Origin of the sequence: Klebsiella sp. 10-1, from assembly GCF_009758445.1 — a bacterium.
Taxonomy (GTDB): Bacteria; Pseudomonadota; Gammaproteobacteria; order Enterobacterales; family Enterobacteriaceae; genus Klebsiella; species Klebsiella scottii.
Window position 1 is genome coordinate 1,546,790 of sequence record NZ_WQRE01000001.1, and the last position, 19,538, is coordinate 1,566,327.

The 19,538-nt window shown below is 58.9% G+C and carries 21 protein-coding genes; 13 read left to right on the forward strand and 8 right to left on the reverse strand.

What is annotated here, in order from left to right; all coding sequences use genetic code 11:
- Positions 1 to 38 precede the first annotated feature (38 nt).
- The 3 genes from GO007_RS07360 to GO007_RS07370 are packed head-to-tail and all read right to left on the reverse strand — an operon-like array spanning position 39 to position 2,571.
- Positions 39 to 164: a DUF2474 domain-containing protein gene (locus GO007_RS07360; protein ID WP_095097506.1), complete on the reverse strand. Its 126-nt coding sequence runs from the start codon at positions 162 to 164 to the stop codon at positions 39 to 41.
- Complete coding sequence (cydB, locus tag GO007_RS07365) at positions 164 to 1,174, reverse strand: cytochrome d ubiquinol oxidase subunit II (RefSeq protein ID WP_095097508.1); 1,011 nt, start codon at positions 1,172 to 1,174, stop codon at positions 164 to 166. The genes GO007_RS07360 and cydB overlap by 1 nt, the downstream gene beginning before the upstream one ends.
- On the reverse strand, positions 1,174 to 2,571 hold the full coding sequence (locus tag GO007_RS07370) for a cytochrome ubiquinol oxidase subunit I (RefSeq protein WP_095097511.1): 1,398 nt from the start codon (positions 2,569 to 2,571) through the stop codon (positions 1,174 to 1,176). Before GO007_RS07370 ends, cydB begins: the two co-directional genes overlap by 1 nt.
- Before the next feature lie 263 nt (positions 2,572 to 2,834).
- On the opposite strand from GO007_RS07370, the gene GO007_RS07375 reads away from it, so the two are divergent.
- The 6 genes from GO007_RS07375 (at position 2,835) to patD (ending at position 9,904) form a co-directional block, all read left to right on the forward strand.
- Positions 2,835 to 4,253 carry an aminotransferase-like domain-containing protein gene (locus GO007_RS07375; protein ID WP_095097514.1) on the forward strand — a complete coding sequence of 473 codons (1,419 nt, stop codon included), beginning with the start codon at positions 2,835 to 2,837 and terminating at the stop codon, positions 4,251 to 4,253.
- Between the two features lie 300 nt (positions 4,254 to 4,553).
- Positions 4,554 to 5,699, forward strand: a complete 1,146-nt coding sequence (gene ydcS, locus GO007_RS07380) for a putative ABC transporter substrate-binding protein YdcS (RefSeq protein ID WP_095097518.1) — start codon at positions 4,554 to 4,556, stop codon at positions 5,697 to 5,699.
- Positions 5,700 to 5,716: 17 nt separating this feature from the next.
- Positions 5,717 to 6,730, forward strand: coding sequence for an ABC transporter ATP-binding protein (locus GO007_RS07385; RefSeq protein ID WP_095097521.1), 1,014 nt, complete (start codon positions 5,717 to 5,719; stop codon positions 6,728 to 6,730).
- Position 6,731: 1 nt separating this feature from the next.
- Positions 6,732 to 7,661 carry an ABC transporter permease gene (locus GO007_RS07390; protein ID WP_095097524.1) on the forward strand — a complete coding sequence of 310 codons (930 nt, stop codon included), beginning with the start codon at positions 6,732 to 6,734 and terminating at the stop codon, positions 7,659 to 7,661.
- Positions 7,651 to 8,457 (forward strand): ABC transporter permease, encoded by an 807-nt coding sequence (locus GO007_RS07395; protein WP_095097527.1) that lies wholly within the window; start codon positions 7,651 to 7,653, stop codon positions 8,455 to 8,457. The genes GO007_RS07390 and GO007_RS07395 overlap by 11 nt, the downstream gene beginning before the upstream one ends.
- 22 nt (positions 8,458 to 8,479) lie before the next feature.
- Entirely contained in the window at positions 8,480 to 9,904 is a 1,425-nt protein-coding gene (gene patD, locus GO007_RS07400; protein ID WP_095097530.1) for an aminobutyraldehyde dehydrogenase, read from the forward strand.
- 696 nt (positions 9,905 to 10,600) lie between these two features.
- Here patD and GO007_RS07405 read toward each other — a convergent pair.
- Positions 10,601 to 10,723 (reverse strand): small membrane protein, encoded by a 123-nt coding sequence (locus GO007_RS07405; protein ID WP_095097533.1) that lies wholly within the window; start codon positions 10,721 to 10,723, stop codon positions 10,601 to 10,603.
- Positions 10,724 to 11,313: 590 nt separating this feature from the next.
- Here GO007_RS07405 and GO007_RS07410 point away from each other — a divergent pair.
- The gene (locus GO007_RS07410) at positions 11,314 to 11,634 is read left to right on the forward strand and encodes a hypothetical protein (RefSeq protein WP_223261761.1); all 321 of its coding nucleotides are present in this window, start codon (positions 11,314 to 11,316) and stop codon (positions 11,632 to 11,634) included.
- A gap of 50 nt (positions 11,635 to 11,684) precedes the next feature.
- Here the strand turns inward: GO007_RS07410 and yncL are convergent, their stop codons facing one another.
- Positions 11,685 to 11,780: a stress response membrane protein YncL gene (yncL, locus tag GO007_RS07415; protein WP_071844919.1), complete on the reverse strand. Its 96-nt coding sequence runs from the start codon at positions 11,778 to 11,780 to the stop codon at positions 11,685 to 11,687.
- A gap of 189 nt (positions 11,781 to 11,969) precedes the next feature.
- Between yncL and GO007_RS07420 the strand changes: the two genes are divergently transcribed.
- Positions 11,970 to 12,143 (forward strand): GhoT/OrtT family toxin, encoded by a 174-nt coding sequence (locus tag GO007_RS07420; protein WP_095097536.1) that lies wholly within the window; start codon positions 11,970 to 11,972, stop codon positions 12,141 to 12,143.
- An 81-nt stretch (positions 12,144 to 12,224) separates the two neighbouring features.
- On the forward strand, positions 12,225 to 12,974 hold the full coding sequence (locus GO007_RS07425; protein WP_095097539.1) for an alpha/beta fold hydrolase: 750 nt from the start codon (positions 12,225 to 12,227) through the stop codon (positions 12,972 to 12,974).
- Between the two features lie 27 nt (positions 12,975 to 13,001).
- Here the strand turns inward: GO007_RS07425 and GO007_RS07430 are convergent, their stop codons facing one another.
- The gene (locus GO007_RS07430) at positions 13,002 to 14,435 is read right to left on the reverse strand and encodes an aldehyde dehydrogenase (protein WP_095097542.1); all 1,434 of its coding nucleotides are present in this window, start codon (positions 14,433 to 14,435) and stop codon (positions 13,002 to 13,004) included.
- Between the two features lie 270 nt (positions 14,436 to 14,705).
- Between GO007_RS07430 and GO007_RS07435 the strand changes: the two genes are divergently transcribed.
- Positions 14,706 to 16,307, forward strand: a complete 1,602-nt coding sequence (locus tag GO007_RS07435; RefSeq protein WP_095097545.1) for an ABC transporter substrate-binding protein — start codon at positions 14,706 to 14,708, stop codon at positions 16,305 to 16,307.
- 17 nt (positions 16,308 to 16,324) lie between these two features.
- Positions 16,325 to 16,558, forward strand: coding sequence for a YdcY family protein (locus GO007_RS07440; RefSeq protein WP_095097548.1), 234 nt, complete (start codon positions 16,325 to 16,327; stop codon positions 16,556 to 16,558).
- A gap of 8 nt (positions 16,559 to 16,566) precedes the next feature.
- On the opposite strand, the gene GO007_RS07445 is transcribed toward GO007_RS07440, so the two are convergent.
- Both GO007_RS07445 and GO007_RS07450 read right to left on the reverse strand, forming a co-directional pair.
- Complete coding sequence (locus GO007_RS07445; protein WP_095097551.1) at positions 16,567 to 17,016, reverse strand: DMT family transporter; 450 nt, start codon at positions 17,014 to 17,016, stop codon at positions 16,567 to 16,569.
- Positions 17,013 to 17,531: a GNAT family N-acetyltransferase gene (locus GO007_RS07450; RefSeq protein WP_095097554.1), complete on the reverse strand. Its 519-nt coding sequence runs from the start codon at positions 17,529 to 17,531 to the stop codon at positions 17,013 to 17,015. Before GO007_RS07450 ends, GO007_RS07445 begins: the two co-directional genes overlap by 4 nt.
- A 202-nt stretch (positions 17,532 to 17,733) precedes the next feature.
- Between GO007_RS07450 and GO007_RS07455 the strand changes: the two genes are divergently transcribed.
- Both GO007_RS07455 and GO007_RS07460 read left to right on the forward strand, forming a co-directional pair.
- Complete coding sequence (locus GO007_RS07455; RefSeq protein WP_095097557.1) at positions 17,734 to 18,309, forward strand: helix-turn-helix domain-containing protein; 576 nt, start codon at positions 17,734 to 17,736, stop codon at positions 18,307 to 18,309.
- Positions 18,310 to 18,373: 64 nt separating this feature from the next.
- Positions 18,374 to 19,411 (forward strand): NADP-dependent oxidoreductase, encoded by a 1,038-nt coding sequence (locus GO007_RS07460; protein WP_095097561.1) that lies wholly within the window; start codon positions 18,374 to 18,376, stop codon positions 19,409 to 19,411.
- Positions 19,412 to 19,538 lie beyond the last annotated feature (127 nt).

The following is a 19,538-nucleotide window of genomic DNA, read 5'->3' on the forward strand; positions in this document are numbered from 1 at the left end:
AGCCCACCTGCCGGTTAGTGGACGGTTAAGATAACAAGTTAGGCTTTTAGCCCGGCGGCGGTCATTAGCAGGCGAAAACCCATGCTCACCGCCGCCAGCGCCAGCACGCTCCCGCCCCACAGCGCCACCATCCAGACTATCTGCTTAAGCCATAATCGATTCATCAATGATACCCCTCACCGTGTTGAACTTTGCCGCGGAATACGTAGTAACTCCAGAAGGTATAGCCGAGGATCACCGGAATAATCAGCGCCGCGCCCACCAGCATAAATCCCTGGCTCTGCGGCGGCGCGGCGGCCTGCCACAGGGTGATGGCGGGGGGAATAATATGCGGCCAGATACTGATCCCCAGTCCGCTAAAGCCGAGGAACACCAGCCCAAGCGTCAGCAGGAAAGGCCGCGCGTGATGGGCGCGGCTGCCTAACGCCCGCCACAGCCAGACGCTGAGTGCCAGCACCAGCAGCGGCACCGGCAGCAGGAAAAAGAGGTTCGGTAAGCTGAACCAGCGCGCGGCGATAGCGGGCTGCGCCAGCGGGGTCCACAGGCTGATAGCGGCAATCACCGCCAGCAGCGCCAGCAGCAGGGCCCGCGACGCGCCGCGCATTTTTTCCTGCAGCGGCTCCTCGCTTTTCATCACCAGCCAGCTGGCGCCCAGCAGGGCGTAGGCGATGCTCAGGCCCAGGCCGCAAAACAGGGTGAACGGCGTAAGCCAGTCGAGCATACCGCCGCTAAAGGTGCGGCCGCTGACCGGGAAACCGTTAATGACCGCGCCAACCACCACTCCCTGGGCGAAGGTGGCCAGCAGGGAGCCGCCAAGGAAAGCAACGTCCCAGAAAGGTCGGTGCGACGGCGTGGCCTGGAAGCGAAATTCGAAGGCCACTCCGCGAAAGATCAGACCGACCAGCATCAGCGTCAGTGGGATAGCCAGCGCATCGATAATCACCGCGTAGGCCAGCGGAAAGGCGCCGAACAGCGCCGCGCCGCCCAGTACCAGCCAGGTCTCATTTCCGTCCCACACCGGGGCCACGCTGTTAACCATCACGTCGCGATCCTCGGCGTCACGGATGGTGCAGAATAAAATGCCAATCCCTAAATCGAAGCCGTCCATAACGATATACATCAGGGTGGCGAAAACGATGATGGCAAACCAGATTACCGACAGGTCGATAGCCATTAGTGGGACTCCTTTTGCTCAAAATTGCCGGTGGCGGCGGAAAGCGGGCGCGCCGGGGTGCCGGTGACCGGCGGATTGACCTCCTGTGGGCCTTTGCGGATCAGGCGCAGCATGTAGCTATAGCCCACGCCAAAGACCGAGCTGTAGACCACGAAAAACGTCAGCAGGCTGATGGTCATGTGCAGGTCGCCGTGGGCGGAAACGGCATCGGCGGTGCGCTGCACGCCATAGACGACCCACGGCTGGCGGCCAACCTCGGTGGTAACCCAGCCGGCGAGGATGGCAATCAGCCCCGATGGCCCCATCCAGAGCGCGAAGCGCAGGAAGGGCTTCGAGTGGTACAGCCGCCGGCGGTAGCGCAGCCACAGCGCCAGCGCCCCGAGCAGGATCATCAGCATGCCGAGGCCGGCCATCAGGCGAAATGACCAGAACACAATGGTCGAATTGGGGCGGTCCTCTGGCGCAAACTCCTTCAGCGCCGGAACCTGTTTATCGAGGCTATGGGTGAGGATCAGGCTGCCGAGCGCCGGAATTTCGAGGCCATAGCGGGTGCGCTCCTGCTGCATATCCGGCAAGCCGAACAGCAGCAGAGGCGTCGGTTCCCCTGGCCGGTTTTCCCAGTGGCCCTCGATGGCGGCAATTTTTGCCGGCTGATGCTCAAGCGTATTCAGGCCGTGCATATCGCCAATCATCGCCTGGATGGGGGCGACGATCAGCGTCATCCACAGCGCCATCGAAAACATGGCGCGAATGGCCGGGGTTTGGTTGCCGCGCAGCAGATGCCATGCCGCCGAGGCGCCGACGAACAGCGCGCTGCTAAGAAAGGCCGCGACCGACATATGCAGCAGGCGGTAGGGGAATGACGGGTTGAAGATCACCGCAAACCAGTCGACGGGCACCACCTGGCCGTTGACCACCTCAAATCCCTGCGGCGTCTGCATCCAGCTGTTGGAGGCGAGGATCCAGAAGGTCGAAATAATGGTCCCGGTTGCCACCATGCAGGTGGCGAAGAAGTGCATGCCGGGGCTGACGCGGTTCCAGCCAAACAGCATCACGCCGAGGAATCCGGCTTCGAGGAAGAAGGCCGTCAGCACCTCATAGGTCAGCAGCGGCCCGGTAATGCTACCGGCGAATTCGGAAAACCCGCTCCAGTTGGTGCCGAACTGATAGGCCATCACCAGCCCGGAGACGACGCCCATGCCGAAGTTCACGGCGAAAATTTTCGACCAGAAGTGGTACAGCGAGCGCCAGACGGGATTTTTGGTTTTTAACCACAGCCCTTCCAGCACCGCCAGATAGCTGGCAAGCCCGATGGTGATGGCGGGAAAGATAATATGAAACGATACGGTAAAAGCGAATTGAATTCGCGCCAGGTGGAATGCATCAAGACCGAACATGCAGTGCTCCGCAAAAAAAATTGATTCCGCGCAATTTTAGGCGTCGCTTGCTTTCGGTTGCAGAGGCAGAAAGGCTCTTTTTTCCTATAACAGTCAGGTTACTGTTATGGATTTTTCGCCGCCAGGGAGCATTATCGCCACGATGCGGAGGGGGAGACGTGCTACAAGATCGGCCGCAGGCGTATGCATAACAGTTTTTATAAACTGCCATTTTTTATCACCTGTTATACTATAGGCCTATACGTTCATCTGCGGACTTACCTATGAAAAAGTACCAACAGCTGGCACAGCAGCTGACCGAACAGATTGCGCTCGGCGTCTGGCAGCCCGGCGACCGCTTACCCTCCCTGCGCGAGCAGGTGGTCAGCAGCGGAATGAGTTTTATGACGGTCAGTCACGCCTACCAGCTGCTGGAGAGCCAGGGGCGAATTATCGCCCGCCCGCAGTCGGGCTACTACGTCGCGCCAAAACCGGTTAAGTCGCGCCAGCCTGAGCCGCCGGCGCAGGTGACCCGGCATGAATCGGTGGATATCAATACCTACATTTTTGAGGTGCTGCAGGCCAGCCGTCAGGCCTCCATGCTGCCTTTTGCTTCCGCTTTTCCCGACCCGCGCCTGTTCCCTCTGCAGCAGCTAAACCGCTCCCTGGCCCAGGTCAGTAAAACCGCGACGGCGATGAGCGTGATTGAAAACCTGCCGCCGGGCAACGACGAACTGCGCCACGCCATTGCCCGCCGCTACGCGCTGCAGGGAATGAATATTTCGCCGGACGAGATCGTGATTACCGCCGGCGCGCTGGAGGCGCTCAACCTGAGCCTGCAGGCGGTTACGGAGCCGGGCGACTGGGTGGTGGTGGAAAATCCCTGCTTCTACGGCGCGCTGCAGGCGCTGGAAAGGCTGCGGCTGAAGGCGCTGTCGGTGGCGACGGACGTCAAAGAGGGGATCGACCTGGCGGCGCTGGAGCAGGCGCTACAGAGCTATCCGGTGAAGGCCTGCTGGCTAATGACTAACGGCCAGAATCCGCTCGGCTTTACCCTCAGCGCGGGGAAAAAGGCGCGGCTGGTTGAGCTACTGACGCGCTACAACGTGGTGCTGATCGAAGATGACGTCTACAGCGAGCTCTATTTTGGCCGCGAGAAACCGCTGCCCGCCAAATTCTGGGATCGCCAGGATATGACGCTACACTGCAGCTCTTTTTCCAAATGCCTGGTGCCCGGCTTTCGCATCGGCTGGGTGGCCGCCGGCAAGCACGCCCGGCGAATTCAGCAGCTGCAGCTGATGAGCACGCTGTCGACCAGTTCGCCGATGCAGCTGGCGCTGGTGGACTACCTGTCGACCCGGCGCTACGACGCCCATCTGCGCCGCCTGCGTCGCCAGCTGGCTGAGCGCAAGCAGCAGGCCTGGCAAGCGCTGCTGCGCCATCTGCCCGCCGAAGTCAAAATCCACCATAGCGACAGCGGCTACTTTCTCTGGCTGGAGCTGCCGGCGGGAGCCGATGCCGGGGAGCTGAGCGCGCGGGCCCTGCGCGACAACATCAGCATTGCGCCGGGGAAAATGTTCTCCACCACCGCCAGCTGGACCTCATTCTTCCGCTTTAATACCGCCTGGGGCTGGGGGGAAAGAGAAGAGCAGGGGGTTAAGCGCCTCGGCGAGCTTATTCGCGAGCTGCTGGCTGAGCCGTAGACTTATTTTTTCTGCGGGTAAACGGCGGGTGGAAAATAACTAAATATTATTATCAAACGATACCGGCCATTATTTTTCCGGTATCCATCATAGGAAATTCGCATACCCGCTTCCTGTCTCTAACTCCTTGTCTATAATCCATATTGTTGTTCAGCTGTTGTTGTTTTTTGCGGAATGCGCCCCTTGTCACAACCTGAATAAATTTCCCGTGAGGGGCATAGCACGCCGTCTACTGTTATTAAGGGAGATATTTTTACGGCACGGCTGCCGCTAATTTTGTTGTGACAGGAGTAACACCCGATGAGCAAAAAAATTGCCCGTGGCAGCCTGTGTGTGCTGGGTATGGCCTTCCTGACCGCGCAGGCCGCCGAGCCGCCGACCTCGTTGGATAAAGGCGAGGGCCGGCTCGATATCATCGCCTGGCCGGGATATATCGAACGCGGTCAGACGGATAAAAACTATGACTGGGTCACCCAGTTTGAAAAAGAGAGCGGATGCCAGGTGAATGTGAAAACCGCCGCCACCTCAGATGAGATGGTCAGCCTGATGGCGAAAGGGGGCTATGACCTGGTGACCGCTTCCGGCGACGCGTCGCTGCGCCTGATTATGGGGAAACGCGTGCAGCCGATTAACCCGGCGCTGATCGCCAACTGGAAGACGCTCGATCCGCGGGTGGAGAAAGGCGCCTGGTTCAACGTGGGCGGTAAAGTCTACGGTACGCCATACCAGTGGGGGCCAAACCTGCTGATGTACAACACCAAAGTGTTCCCGACCCCGCCGGATAGCTGGAACGTGGTGTTTGTAAAACAAAATCTTAGCGACGGTAAAAGCAACCAGGGACGGGTTCAGGCCTACGACGGCCCGATCTATATCGCCGACGCGGCGCTGTTTGTCAAAGCCACCCAGCCGCAGCTCGGTATTACCGACCCCTACCAGCTTACCGAGGCCCAGTATCAGGCGGTCCTGAAGGTGCTGCGCGACCAGCGGGGGCTGATTCACCGCTACTGGCATGACACCACCGTGCAGATGAGCGATTTTAAAAACGAAGGCGTGGTGGCTTCCAGCGCGTGGCCGTATCAGGCCAACGGGCTCAAAGGCGAAGGCCAGCCCATCGCCACCGTCTTCCCGAAAGAGGGAGTGACCGGCTGGGCGGATACCACCATGCTGCACAGTGACGCTAAGCATCCGGTCTGCGCCTACAAATGGATGAACTGGTCGCTGACGCCGAAGGTTCAGGGCGATGTGGCGGCGTGGTTCGGCTCGCTGCCGGTGGTGCCGCAGGGCTGTAAAGCCAGCCCGCTGCTGGGAGACAAAGGCTGCGAAACCAACGGCTATAACCAGTTCGCCAAAATCGCCTTCTGGAAGACCCCGATTGCGGAAGGCGGCAAGTTCGTCCCTTACAGCCGCTGGACCCAGGACTATATCGCGATTATGGGCGGCCGTTGACCGGCCGGAGGCATGAAATGACGTATGCGGTAGAGTTTCATAATGTCTCGCGGCTGTATGGCGACGTGCGCGCGGTGGATGGCGTAAGCATTGCCATCCGCGACGGCGAGTTTTTCTCAATGCTGGGGCCGTCCGGCTCCGGCAAAACCACCTGCCTGCGGCTGATTGCCGGTTTTGAACAGCTTTCCGGCGGGGAGATTACCATTTTTGGCCGGCAGGCCAGCGAGCTGCCGCCGTGGCAGCGCGACGTCAATACCGTCTTCCAGGACTACGCGCTGTTTCCCCATATGTCGATCCTCGATAACGTCGCCTACGGGCTGATGGTGAAGGGAATCGCTAAAAAAGAGCGCCACCGCCGCGCCCAGCAGGCGCTGGAGAAGGTGGCCCTTGACTTTGTCCATGCGCGCAAACCGTCCCAGCTTTCCGGCGGCCAGCGGCAGCGGGTAGCGATTGCCCGCGCGCTGGTGAACGAGCCGCGGGTGCTGCTGCTGGATGAGCCGCTGGGGGCGCTGGATTTAAAGCTGCGCGAGCAGATGCAGCTGGAGCTGAAAAAGCTGCAGCAGGCGCTGGGGATCACCTTTATTTTTGTCACCCACGACCAGAGCGAAGCGCTGTCGATGTCCGACCGGGTGGCGGTGTTCAATCACGGGCGCATCGAGCAGGTCGACGCGCCGCACGATCTCTACCTGCGCCCGAAAACGGCCTTCGTTGCCGGGTTTGTCGGCACGGCCAACGTCTTTGACGCCGAGCTTTCCGCCCGGCTGTGCGGTATGCCGGGCAGCTGGTCGCTGCGTCCGGAACATATCCGGCTGCACGGCGGCGGAGAGGTTCAGGTCGAGGGCGTGGTGCAGGCGGTGCAGTATCAGGGCGCGGCAACGCGAATCGAGCTAAGGCTGGCCGACGGCGACCGGCTGCTGGTGAGCCAGGCGAATAGCGACGGCGGCGCGGCGCTGAGCGCCCCGCAGGCGGGACAGCGGGTGCTGGCGTCCTGGTCGCGGGCGGCGATGGTCCCTCTGGATAACGGTGGCTGATATGGCAACGCTTATCGCGAACGCTCCCTCCGGCCGCCTGTCGGGGCTTTTCTGGCGCCGGCCGTCGCTGGGGCTGTTTCTGCTGCTGCTCGGCCCGCTGATGTGGTTTGGCATCGTCTATCTGGGCTCGCTGCTGACGCTGCTGTGGCAAAGCTTCTATACCTTCGACGACTTCACCATGTCGGTCACTACCGACCTGACGCTGGCTAATCTCAAGGCGCTATTCAACCCGGCCAACTACGACATTATTATCCGTACTCTGGTGATGGCGCTGACGGTCACGCTGGCCAGCGCTGTTCTGGCCCTGCCGATGGCGTGGTATATGGCCCGCTACACCAGCGGCAAAATGAAGGCATTTTTCTATATTGCCGTGATGCTGCCGATGTGGGCCAGCTATATCGTTAAGGCCTACGCCTGGACGCTGCTGCTGGCAAAAGATGGCGTGGCGCAGTGGTTTCTGCGCCATCTTGGGGTGGAAGGCGCGCTGAATCTGCTGCTGGCGATCCCGGCGGTGGGCGGCAATACGCTGTCGACTTCGGGGCTGGGCCGCTTCCTGGTCTTTGTCTATATCTGGCTGCCGTTTATGATCCTGCCGGTGCAGGCGGCGCTGGAGCGCATACCGGCGTCGCTGCTGCAGGCGTCGGCCGATCTCGGCGCCCGGCCGCGGCAAACCTTTCGCTATGTGGTGCTGCCGCTGGCTATCCCCGGCATTGCCGCCGGGTCGATTTTTACCTTCTCGCTGACGTTGGGCGATTTTATCGTGCCGCAGCTGGTGGGGCCGCCGGGCTTTTTTATCGGCAATATGGTCTATTCCCAGCAGGGGGCGATTGGCAATATGCCGATGGCGGCAGCGTTTACCCTCGTGCCAATAGTCCTGATTGCCCTGTATCTGGCGTTTGTTAAACGCCTGGGAGCGTTTGATGCACTCTGAACGCGCACCGCTGTTTCTGAAAGTCGCGACCTGGGGCGGGGTGATCTTCCTGCATTTCCCGCTGCTGATCATTGCCCTGTACGCCTTTAACACCGAAGACGCCGCCTTTAGCTTTCCGCCGCAGGGCCTGACGCTGCGCTGGTTTAGCGAAGCGGCCGGGCGGGGCGACATTATCGAATCGGTGACACTGTCACTGAAGATTGCCGCGCTATCGACCGCTATCGCGCTGGTACTTGGCACGCTGGCTGCAGGGGCTCTGTGGCGCAGCGCCTTTTTTGGCAAGAACGCCGTGTCGCTGCTGCTGCTGTTGCCCATCGCGCTGCCGGGGATCATTACCGGCCTGGCGCTGCTGACGGCGTTTAAGGCGATTAACCTCGAACCGGGTCTCTTCACCATCGTGGTGGGGCACGCCACTTTCTGCGTGGTGGTGGTATTTAACAACGTTATCGCCCGCTTTCGCCGGACCTCCTGGAGCCTGGTGGAGGCGTCGATGGATTTAGGGGCGACGGGCTGGCAGACCTTCCGCTACGTGGTGTTACCCAACCTGGGGTCGGCGCTGCTGGCCGGGGGAATGCTGGCGTTCGCGCTGTCGTTTGATGAAATTATCGTCACCACCTTTACCGCCGGGCACGAGCGCACGCTTCCGCTGTGGCTGCTGAATCAGCTGGGACGCCCGCGCGATGTACCGATAACCAACGTTGTCGCTCTGCTGGTGATGCTGGTGACGACCATTCCGATTTTAGGGGCCTGGTGGCTAACCCGTGACGGCGACATAAGCGCTGAAAACGGCAAATAACTGACGTGTACAGGATAATACTATGCAACATAACCTTTTGATCAACGGCGAATTAGTGGCGGGTGAAGGCGAACTGGTGCCGGTATTCAATCCTGCTAATGGCGAAGCGCTGCTGGAGATTGCGGAGGCGACGGCGGCCCAGGTGGATGCGGCGGTTGAGGCGGCGGATCTGGCCTTTGTCGGCTGGAGCCAGACTACGCCGAAAACCCGCGCGGAGTGCCTGCTCAAGCTGGCGGAGGTGATTACCGAGCATGCGGAAACCCTCGCCAAACTGGAGTCATTGAACTGCGGCAAACCGCTGCACTGCGTGATTAACGACGAGCTGCCCGCGGTGGCGGATGTGTTTCGCTTCTTTGCCGGCGCCGCGCGCTGCCTGCCGGGGATGGCGGCCGGTGAGTACCTGGAAGGGCACACCTCGATGATCCGCCGTGACCCGGTTGGGGTGGTGGCCTCCATCGCGCCGTGGAACTATCCGCTGATGATGGCGGCCTGGAAGCTGGCTCCGGCGCTGGCGGCGGGGAACTGCGTGGTGATTAAGCCTTCAGAGATCACGCCGCTGACGGCGCTGAAGCTGGCCGAGCTGGCAAAAGATATTTTCCCGGCTGGAGTCATCAACGTACTGTTTGGCCGAGGTAAAACCGTGGGCGATCCGCTGACCGGCCATCATAAGGTGCGGATGGTATCGCTGACCGGGTCGATAGCCACCGGGGCGCATATTATTGGCCATACGGCCTCCTCGATTAAGCGTACGCATATGGAGCTGGGCGGCAAGGCGCCGGTGATCGTCTTTGACGATGCGGATATTGATGCGGTCGTTGAGGGCGTGCGGACCTTCGGCTTCTATAACGCCGGCCAGGACTGTACCGCCGCCTGCCGCATCTACGCCCAGCAGGGCATTTACGACCAGCTGGTGGAGAAACTGGGGGCGGCGGTTGCCAGCCTGAAAATCGGCCCGCCGGAAGATGCCGCGACGGAGCTGGGGCCGGTTAGCTCGCAGGCGCATCTGGAGCGGGTGAGCGCCGCCGTTGATGCCGCGCGCGCGCTGGCGCACATCAAAGTGGTGACCGGCGGCAGCAAGGCGCCAGGGAAGGGGTACTACTACCAGCCGACGCTGCTGGCCGGGGCGAAGCAGGAGGATGATATTGTCCAGCGCGAGGTGTTTGGTCCGGTAGTGAGCGTCACCGCGTTCAGCGATGAGGAGCAGGCGCTGGCCTGGGCCAATGATTCGCAGTACGGTCTGGCCTCGTCGGTGTGGACCCGGGACGTTGGCAGAGCGCACCGTCTTAGCGCCCGCCTGCAGTACGGCTGCACCTGGGTGAATACCCACTTTATGCTGGTGAGCGAAATGCCGCACGGCGGGCAAAAGCTGTCGGGCTACGGGAAGGATATGTCGATGTATGGCCTGGAGGATTACACCGTCGTGCGCCACGTGATGATAAAACACTAAACGCAGCATGCCGCCGACGGAGCGCGTTCAGGCCCGTCGGCGGCGGTATCTGGCAATCAGTGGCGTCATAGATGAATATCCCAGCCGAGGCGCATCCTTCCGCCGACTTTTTTATCGCCGCTTCTACGTTCCAGTAAGTGTTTCCTGCCGGGCCGGGAGAATCTATCACCGGTACCAGAACGGGTTTAGAGGAGGGGGATCTGTTCTGAGAATTGCAGCGGCCGTGAATCATTCGGCGGCACATGCTCATAGAGATGGCGACAGCAGCGGGATTGACTATGCAGCGCAATAATCACCCTGCAATCAGGTTAGCCTGCTAATAATCATCGATGGCAGGAATTGCTAAGACAGAAGGCGGCTGATATGAGAATATTCTTATGCCCCTTCAAGAGCTAAGCCATGATGAGTGCCGGAGATAAGCGCCGGATGGGGCTCGCAAATATCCCCGCCCCTGCACTAACTAATAGTGCAGGGGCTTTTTTTGCCCATGCAGCAGGCGGCAGCGTTAACGCGGAAATAACAGAAGCGGGCAGCATGGGCAGGGAAGGGGGCGGTCTACACCATCGGTTTCGACAGAGGTTACATCGCTGTAACGCCCTGACGCAGCTAAGCGCGCGAGCTAATACGCACAAGATGAGAATGGTAAATAAATTTTTCGCTATTGCCGATACTATTCAGGTAGATAAATGCATTAGCCTAGCGTTTATTCTTTTTACTCGGTAAGCTTGACTGGCGGCGTTCACGCACGTAAGAAATAAGGTTATAAACTGCGATAACCAGTAATATTAACGCCACAATAAGCACGGCAATCCCGGACATATTCCACCTCAAATTTAAAATGAGCAACAGAAAAAGTATTCATAACCAATGTTTATGAATGTAAATTCATCCTTGAGATAACGCAAATAGTATTTGTTCTCTTTCAAATGAAGTGCCGCCAGCCTGGGAGAGTAAGGATCGGCCTAAGGCCGCACCAAGCATGGGGTTGTCGGCATGATTACCGTTCTGCCAGCAGCACGAGATTTAAGAAGTATCGCATTTTCCGCTAATAGAACTCTTCGTCATACATTATTGTTAGTTATCTGTAGACGTGAGTTTATGCTGATTTTTTAAGCATAATCTGATACTTCCTGACGGCAGATGGTGGATTTGTAGCAGCGGAGGATCGTTTTCCTGAAGAAGTAAGGTTAATTTATTTTCTTCGCGCCGGCATAAACTATATCCATTCTGTTTATGGTGCTATTTGCCAGGCCATGCTCGGGCCCGGACTCCCTTTTCAAGAGTCCCGGCAGTATTGCCGAAATGTATTTCAGATTTATTTCGTCGCACTCACTTTATTAATTAAAGTTAATGTTTAATTAATGTTAATGGTTAGATAAAATTTGTATCTATTGAATGTGGGAGGTCGTTTGGCGTTTGACTTTGGCGGGGCGGCCATGCGAACATTTGTCATAATTTGTTACTGTGAAGTTGATTTTGTTTTGAAAAACATAGCATTTTTTCTGCTGGTGGCTACCGCTACCGCCATTCTCTATGGAAATTTGCCCGCTCAGCGCGTTCTGGATTGTGAAAAGCAGGGGGCGAGTGAAGCCGTTTGTCTCTCCGCTGAATGGGATAGCGAAAAGGTCAATCCGTTGCCGGAGTATAACCCTGATAACCTCAAGGCTACTGCCGTGTTGCAGGCTACGTCCCAGGTGGACACGACCCGTACGGTCGCTATTAAATCGTAAAAAAGCAGCCCTTTAAGGCTGCTTTTTTAGGTTTCTTTGCTGAGAAAAAATCAGTAAAACCAACCAAAACGAACGGATAGCAGGCTAATAAGCGCAAATGCTGCGCCGACATTAATCAGAATTACGGTTTTGCTGGAAACATCCATAACGCCACCTTTATGAGTAAGCCTCTACAGGTATAGTACGAGGTCAAAGGATGTGCTATCAGACAAGGATGAATCGGGCGTTTTCTGTTGGCTACGCGCAGTATTTTACTTTGTCATGTATTAATCTCTGGCCCGCTTTCCGCTGCTGAAAGAGGCGCGTCGTAAAGGCGTTTCAGGGAAGGACTAAGAATGACCCTATATCAAAAGATGCTGATTTTTTATGCGGTGATGGGATTTATCTGCGCAGTTATCAGCTGGTTTTTAACCAAAGAAAGTCGCCTGATTCGCCTGCTGGCGGCGCTGCTGATCGGCGCAACCTGGCCGTTTAGCTTTCCGACCGCGCTCCTTATTTCTCTATTCTGAGACATTCTGAGACGAAGAAAGCGTTGGCATCCGTTAATAATGACTGTATAAAAACACAGTTCAATTAACGGGAGCTTATCTATGAACGGTTTCTTCTCCTCTCTGGCCGGCGCCACCGTGCGCTGGCTCGATCTGCCCGGTAGCGGCGATCCGATCGTGTTTATCCACGGTCTGGGATGCGCCTCCTCGTACGATTATCCTCGAGTGGCTGCCGATCCCGCGCTGAGCGGGCGCCGGGTCGTGCTTATCGATCTACCTGGCTACGGCTATAGCGATAAACCCGTTGAGTTTGGTTACAGTACCACGGAACAGGCGCAGGTGGTGGTAGAACTCCTTGACCACCTGCAGCTGTCGCGCTGCTATTTGTACGGCCATAGCATGGGCGGCAGTATTGCCATTGAAGCGGCTGTACAGTTAGGCGAACGCGTGCTTGCGCTGCTGGTGGCCGAGCCCAATCTGTACGCCGGCGGTGGGGTATACAGCCGGGCGATTGCCGCGCAGACGGAAGCGAAGTTTGTCGCCGGAGGCTATGCCGACATGCTGGCGGCGGAATCTTCGCCCTGGGCTGGGTGCCTGCAGAACAGCGCCTCCTGGGCCGTCTGGAGAGGGGCCGCCAGCCTGGTCTGCGGCGTAACGCCATCATGGTTTACCCTTTTTTGCCAGCTCACCTGTCCGAAGACGCTTATCTATGGCGAGCTGTCGCTTCCGGCACAGGAAGCCGAGGACGCCGTCGCGGAAGGGATTATGCTGCGGGTTGTGCCCGACGCCGGGCACTCGATGGCCTGGGAAAATCCTGCCGCGCTGGCGGCCGCGATCGCCAGCCGCTGCTGAGGCGAACAACGCGCGCTGCCCTTAGGGTTAAAAAGGCAGTTCGCGAGGCTGCATTTGCATTGTTATCCAGCGTAGTTCGGTAAATTCGGCAACGCCTGCGCGCCCGCCGAAGCGCCCGTAGCCGGAGGATTTGCAGCCGCCGAACGGCATCTGGGCCTCATCGTGAACGGTGGGGCCGTTAATGTGGCAAATCCCCGTTTGTAAGCGCTGCGCGACGTTCCATGCCCGGGCGCTGTCGCGGCTGTATACCGCCGACGAAAGCCCATATTCGCTCTCATTCGCGACGGCCAGCGCCTCCTCTTCTCCGCCGACGCGGATAATCGCCTTCACCGGTCCAAACGACTCCTCGCTCCAGATGCGCATGTCGCGCGTGACGCCATCCAGCAGGGTGGCGGCCATCTGCACGGACGTGGCCTTGCCGCCGCTTAACAGCCGGGCGCCTTTTGCCAGCGCATCGTCAATCAGCGCATTGCAGCGCGTGACGGTCTTCATATCGACAACCGGCCCGATCAAACCTGCGGGTAGGCTCGCCGCGCGGCGGCTGATAAGCGCGACAAACTCATCGGCAATCGCGTGGTCGACGATAATACGTTCGGTTGACATACAGATCTGCCCGGCGTTGGCGAAAGCGCCAAATATGGCGCCCGCCGCCGCTTGTTCAGGATCGGCGTCATCGAGCACCAGCAGCGGGGCTTTCCCGCCCAGTTCGAGCACCGCAGGCTTCAGATGCTGACCGCAGGTGCGGGCAATGATCCTGCCCACCGGCGTTGAGCCGGTAAAATTGATCCGACGCACCGCGGGATGGGCGATCAGCGATTCGACTAACGCCGGCGCCTCCGCAGGCGCGCAGGTCAGATAATTGATAACGCCGTCCGGGAATCCGGCAGCGGCGAGGGCCTCAATAATTAATCCCTGAGAGGCGGGCGACAGCTCGGCGCCCTTGAGGATCACCGTATTGCCACAGGCCAGGGGGGTGGCAATCGCCCGCGTCGCCAGAATCAGCGGCGCGTTCCACGGCGCCATTCCGAGGACGACGCCGGCGCCCTGACGCACGGCCATCGCCAGATTCCCCACCACGTTCGACGGCACTATCTGCCCCTCAATCTGGGTCGTGAGCGCGGCGGCTTCGCGCAGAATATCGGCGGCCAGATGGACGTTAAAACCGGACCAGTGGGCCGTTGCGCCGGTTTCCGCCGCCATAGTGGCGATAAACCGGGCTTCGCGCAGCAGCATCTGTTCGGCGGCGTTCAGCAGCAGGCGACGGCGTTCGCCAGGGGAGGTATCGCGCCACTGTGGAAATGCGGCCGCCGCGGCCTCAACGCTGCGTCGGGCGTCGGCGAGGCTTGCGGCGGAAGCGGTGGAGGCCGCCGCTTCGTTCAGCGGATGGCTGCGGGTAAAGGTGGCGCCGTCGTCAGCGTCGTGCCACTGGCCGTTGGTGTACAGGCTACAGGTTAAGCTCATCGGTGGAACCTCATCTTTTGCTGTTTTTCCGAGTGTACCGGGCAGGGAGACGACGGGGGGCCGGGAGGGCGGTTATCGCACGATTTTTTTCAGGCTTTTTAGGCAGTTCACAACTTCAGCCGATTAAATGGTGCAAAAAGGCGGCGAGTGTTGAATAAATCGGCAAAAACGGCGTTTTCAGCATAACCTGATACCGATTGATTATTTGCCGGTTGATTCCTGCTGTGCTGTTATTAGAGGGCATATAACAAATTTATAAGGTTTATAACCATGTCTACAGGGAAAACACGTCTTGCTTTGGCGCTCGGCGCACTGCTGCTGCCAGCCGCTGCGTCCTGGGCGGCCGGTAACGATACGCTGGTCTACTGCTCCGAAGCCTCTCCGGAATCCTTCAACCCGCAGATTGCCAGTTCCGGTCCCTCGTTTGTGGCCAGCTCGCAGGTGCTCTACAACCGCCTGATTACGTTCGACCCGCAGAAAAACACGCCGGTTCCTTCGCTGGCTACCGACTGGACCGTCTCGCCGGATGGCAAAACCTGGACCTTTACCCTGCGTAAAGGCGTGCAGTTCAACAGCAACAAATACTTCAAGCCGACCCGCGATTTCAACGCCGATGACGTGCTCTTCTCGGTGCTGCGCCAGCAGGATGCAAAACATCCGTACCATAACGTTTCCCAGGGCAGCTACGAGTACTTCCACGACGTCGGGCTGGATAAGCTGATCAAAGAGGTTAAAAAGCTTGACGATTATCACGTCCAGTTCGTACTGGCGGAGCCGAATGCGGCGTTCCTCGCCGACTGGGGGATGGATTTCGCCTCAATTCTCTCTGCGGAGTATGGCGACGCGATGCTGAAAAAAGGCACGCCGGAGTATGTCGATACTTGGCCTATTGGTACCGGCCCGTACGCGCTGCAGCAGTATAAGGTGGATTCACAGATCCGCTATATTGCCAACCCGCATTACTGGGAAGGCGAGGTGCCGACAAAGCATCTGATCTTCTCGATCACGCCAAACGTTGAGACGCGGCTGGCGAAGCTGCAAACCAATGAGTGCCAGATTATTCCGGCGCCTTCACCGGTACAGTTCCCGGTGATCAAAGGCAATAAGGATCTGGCGCTGCACTCGGTCGAAGCGCTGAACGTCGGCTATCTGGCGTTTAACACCGAGAAAAAACCGTTCGATAATCTGCTGGTGCGTCAGGCGCTGAACTACGCGACCGACAAGCAGGCGATCGTTAAAGCGGTGTTCCTGGATTCCGGCTCCGTGGCGAAATCGCCGCTGCCGGCCAATATGCTCGGCTATAAGAAAGATCTCCCGGACTACGACTACGATCCGCAGAAGGCCAAAGCGCTGCTCAAGCAGGCGGGGCTGGAAAATGGCGCAGAGGTAACCCTGTGGTCGATGCCGGTTCAGCGGCCTTATAACCCGAACTCCCGCCGCATCGCGGAGATGATTCAGAGCGACTGGAGCAAGGTCGGCGTTAAGGCCAAAATCGTCACCTATGAGTGGGGCGAATATCTCGCCGGGATGCGCAAAGGCGAACACGATAGCGCTCTGTTCGGCTGGATGTCGGATAACGGCGATCCGGACAACTTTGCCGGGACGCTTTTGAGCTGTGATAACATCAAAACCGGCTCTAACGTCGCCCGCTGGTGCGACAAGTCCTACGACGCGCTGGTGAAGAAAGCGCTTCTGGTCAGCGATCCGCAGGCGCGGGCGAAGCTGTACGGCCAGGCGCAGGAGATTTTTTATCAGCAGGCGCCGTGGATCACCCTGGCGACGGGAAAAACCTTCTATGCCACGCGCAGCAACGTCAGCGGCTATAGCGTGAGCCTGATGGGCAGCGATTTTTCAAAGGTAAAACTGAATTAAGCCGAAAGGAGAGCAGGATGGCACATCTGGATGAGGTTATCGCCCGCGTGGACGCGGCGATTGCCGAAGGGGTGATTACCCACATGAACGAGCTGCTGATCGAACTTAGCGATGACGCCGGGCTGGATCGCGACGATCGCTATATCCAGCAGCAGCGTTTACGCACCACGATTGCTCATCATGGACGCCAGCACCAGGAAGAGCAGGAAGGGCGGCGTGAGCAGTTGACCAAGGGTGGATCTATCCTCTGATATCCGCGTCAGAACTGGCGTCTGGCAACCAGCCAGGCGCCTGCCACCAGCATTGCCGCTCCGCAAAGCGGCCCCACCAGTGCGCGAAACGGCACTCCGTGGGCGCGCACTAAATCGATGATCAGGCCGCCGACCAGCTGGCTGGCGATGAGCACCGCAATGGTGGTCGCCGCGCCGACGTTCTGGTATCCGCTGATGCTGGCAAAGACAAAAAATGACCCCAGCAAACCCGGAATCAGCGTCCACCACTTCACGCTTTCCGCCAGCTCATGAACGCCCGCCGCGCCGTGACGCAGGAGCAAAATAGTGACGAAGATTACAATCCCGACCAGCGAATTAAGCAGCATCGCAATCAGGATTGTGGAGGCAGACTGGGTGATTCGCACCATCAGCGTATTCTGCACCACCAGCCCGATCCCGGCGGCGATAAGGCAGGCCAGCGTCAGCGACTGGTTCATGCGTCGGGATCCGGATCGCGGCGATCGTCGAGCTGGAGCTGCATAAAGGTCAGATCCAGCCAGCGGCCGAATTTGGTGCCGACCTGCGGCATCTGGCCGGTGGTCACAAAACCGAGGGTTTCATGGAGATGCAGCGAGGCGTGGTTCTGCGCCTCAATTCCGGCGACCATCACGTGTTTCTTCAGGCGGCGGGCCTCTTTAATCAGCGCCACGAGCAGGGTACGGCCAAGCCCTTTTCCCTGGTGATCGGGGTGCACGTAGACCGAATGCTCGACGGTATGGCGAAAGCCGTCGAATGTGCGCCAGTCGCCAAAGGATGAATACCCGGTCACCACGCCGTCCTCTTCACTCACCAGCACCGGGAAACCGGCTATCTGGCGCGCTTCAAACCAGGCAATGCGGTTATCGGTGTCGACGGTTTTATCATTCCAGATAGCGGCGGTGTGCAGCACCGCATGGTTGTAGATCCCGGCAATCGCCGCACAATCCTCTTTACAGGCATAGCGGATGGTCATAGCAAACCTCAAGTTTCGTACACTATAGTAGTACGATATTATTACAATAATGTACGCAATGCTGTCATCTGTTTTAGGCAAAATTTTTTACTAAGGTACGCCAGGGCGCTACGACAAGCGGATGGAGGGAATCAGAGCCGTAGAAACAGCTTCACTTTCACCACCTTGTTACGCCGCATTTCATACACTATAGTACTACGCTATGAATACTATCGAAGACAACATCAATCAGCGCATCAGCGCCCGCATTCGCATCGAACGGGAGTCCCGAGGCTGGTCTCTGAGCGAGCTGGCGGAACGGGCCGGCGCATCGCGGGCGATGATCCACAAAATCGAACGCGGTGAGAGCAGCCCGACGGCGTCGATGCTGGGGCGTCTGTCCGGCGCCTTTGGCATCAGTATGTCGACGCTGATCGCCCGCGCGGAGATGCAGGAAGGCAAGCTGCTGCGTTTTGCCAACCAGCCGGTGTGGCGCGATCCGCAGAGCCACTATCTGCGCCGTCACGTCTCGCCGCGCAGCGACCTGCCTATCGATCTGGTGCAGGTGGAGCTTCCCGCCGGTAGCGATGTCCCGATGCCCGCAGCCTCCTATGCCCTGGCGCGCCAGCTGATCTGGCTGCAGCAGGGCGAGCTGGTCTTTGTTGAGGGCGCCACGCGTCATGAAATGCAGGCGGGAGATTGCCTGGAGCTGGGGCCGCCGAACGACTGCCGTTTTATCAATGAATCCGCCACTTCCTGCATCTATCTGGTCGTGAGGCTGAATCAATCTGCCTCATAATGCCAATGCGCGCGCTGATAATTGCGGCTAGCCTCAGTACAGGTCTTTAAAAGAGGAGTTTGCTATGGCTTTTAATTCGCAACGTCACCGTCGCTGGGTGCTGGCTTCTCGTCCACACGGCGAGCCGACCGGAGAAAACTTTCGTCTGGAAGAGGGCGATGTGCCGTCTCCGGGTCCGGGACAGGTGCTGTTACGCACCGTGTTTCTCTCTTTAGATCCCTATATGCGCGGCCGCATGAGCGATGCTCCGTCCTACTCGCCGCCGGTCGCCATCGGCGCGGTTATGGTGGGCGGCACGGTGAGCCGGGTTGTCGCGTCAAATCATGCTGACTTTACCCCCGGAGAGTGGGTGCTGGGCTACGGCGGCTGGCAGGATTATGAGCTGTCCGACGGCAGCGGGCTGGTGAAGCTAGGCGCACAGCCGGAGCATCCATCCTGGGCGCTCGGCCTGCTAGGCATGCCTGGTTTTACCGCCTATATGGGGCTGCTGGATATTGGGCAGCCGAAGGCCGGCGAGACGCTGGTGGTCGCTGCCGCCACCGGGCCGGTGGGCGCAACGGTAGGGCAGATTGCTAAGCTCAAAGGCTGCCGCACCGTCGGTATTGCCGGCGGCAGTGAGAAATGCCGCTACGCGGTCGAGACGCTGGGCTTTGACGTCTGCCTCGATCACCGCGCGCCTGATTTTGCCGAACAGCTGGCGCAGGCCTGCCCGCAGGGCATTGACGTTTACTATGAAAACGTTGGCGGCAAGGTGTTCGATGCGGTGCTGCCGCTGCTTAATACCTCGGCGCGGGTGCCGGTGTGCGGCCTGGTCAGCGGCTACAACGCGACCGCGTTGCCCGACGGCCCGGACCGTCTGCCGCTGCTGATGGGCACGCTGCTGAAAAAACGGATTCGGATGCAGGGCTTTATTATCGGCCAGGATTACGGCCACCGTATCGCCGAGTTCCAGCAGGAGATGGGGCGCTGGGTGCAGGAAGGTAAAATTAAGTACCGCGAGCAGCAAATCGACGGCCTGGAGAGCGCCCCGCGCGCGCTGATCGGCCTGCTGAAGGGCGAGAACTTCGGTAAAGTCGTGGTCCGGGTTTCGCCAGACGAGTAATACATCATGCCCCGGCGGCGTCGAGCGCCGGGGCGGCGATCTGCAAGCGCCAGCCCTGGCGCGCCCTATCCGGGGTTTTCCTTAACTCATCTCTTTGTTAAATATCCTGTCTTATCTTTCTTCCGCG

Bases quoted from the DNA above. Each gene is read 5' to 3' on its own strand.
- cydB (WP_095097508.1), bottom strand. From the start codon at position 1,174: ATGGCTATCGACCTGTCGGTAATCTGGTTTGCCATCATCGTTTTCGCC.
- GO007_RS07405 (WP_095097533.1), bottom strand. From the start codon at position 10,723: ATGTCCGGGATTGCCGTGCTTATTGTGGCGTTAATATTACTGGTTATC.
- GO007_RS07425 (WP_095097539.1), top strand. From the start codon at position 12,225: ATGAACGGTTTCTTCTCCTCTCTGGCCGGCGCCACCGTGCGCTGGCTC.
- GO007_RS07455 (WP_095097557.1), top strand. From the start codon at position 17,734: ATGAATACTATCGAAGACAACATCAATCAGCGCATCAGCGCCCGCATT.
- GO007_RS07375 (WP_095097514.1), top strand. From the start codon at position 2,835: ATGAAAAAGTACCAACAGCTGGCACAGCAGCTGACCGAACAGATTGCG.
- GO007_RS07390 (WP_095097524.1), top strand. From the start codon at position 6,732: ATGGCAACGCTTATCGCGAACGCTCCCTCCGGCCGCCTGTCGGGGCTT.
- yncL (WP_071844919.1), bottom strand. From the start codon at position 11,780: ATGGATGTTTCCAGCAAAACCGTAATTCTGATTAATGTCGGCGCAGCA.
- GO007_RS07450 (WP_095097554.1), bottom strand. From the start codon at position 17,531: ATGACCATCCGCTATGCCTGTAAAGAGGATTGTGCGGCGATTGCCGGG.
- GO007_RS07370 (WP_095097511.1), bottom strand. From the start codon at position 2,571: ATGTTCGGTCTTGATGCATTCCACCTGGCGCGAATTCAATTCGCTTTT.
- GO007_RS07430 (WP_095097542.1), bottom strand. From the start codon at position 14,435: ATGAGCTTAACCTGTAGCCTGTACACCAACGGCCAGTGGCACGACGCT.
- GO007_RS07440 (WP_095097548.1), top strand. From the start codon at position 16,325: ATGGCACATCTGGATGAGGTTATCGCCCGCGTGGACGCGGCGATTGCC.
- GO007_RS07460 (WP_095097561.1), top strand. From the start codon at position 18,374: ATGGCTTTTAATTCGCAACGTCACCGTCGCTGGGTGCTGGCTTCTCGT.
- GO007_RS07435 (WP_095097545.1), top strand. From the start codon at position 14,706: ATGTCTACAGGGAAAACACGTCTTGCTTTGGCGCTCGGCGCACTGCTG.
- patD (WP_095097530.1), top strand. From the start codon at position 8,480: ATGCAACATAACCTTTTGATCAACGGCGAATTAGTGGCGGGTGAAGGC.
- GO007_RS07360 (WP_095097506.1), bottom strand. From the start codon at position 164: ATGAATCGATTATGGCTTAAGCAGATAGTCTGGATGGTGGCGCTGTGG.
- GO007_RS07445 (WP_095097551.1), bottom strand. From the start codon at position 17,016: ATGAACCAGTCGCTGACGCTGGCCTGCCTTATCGCCGCCGGGATCGGG.
- GO007_RS07420 (WP_095097536.1), top strand. From the start codon at position 11,970: ATGACCCTATATCAAAAGATGCTGATTTTTTATGCGGTGATGGGATTT.
- GO007_RS07395 (WP_095097527.1), top strand. From the start codon at position 7,651: ATGCACTCTGAACGCGCACCGCTGTTTCTGAAAGTCGCGACCTGGGGC.
- GO007_RS07385 (WP_095097521.1), top strand. From the start codon at position 5,717: ATGACGTATGCGGTAGAGTTTCATAATGTCTCGCGGCTGTATGGCGAC.
- ydcS (WP_095097518.1), top strand. From the start codon at position 4,554: ATGAGCAAAAAAATTGCCCGTGGCAGCCTGTGTGTGCTGGGTATGGCC.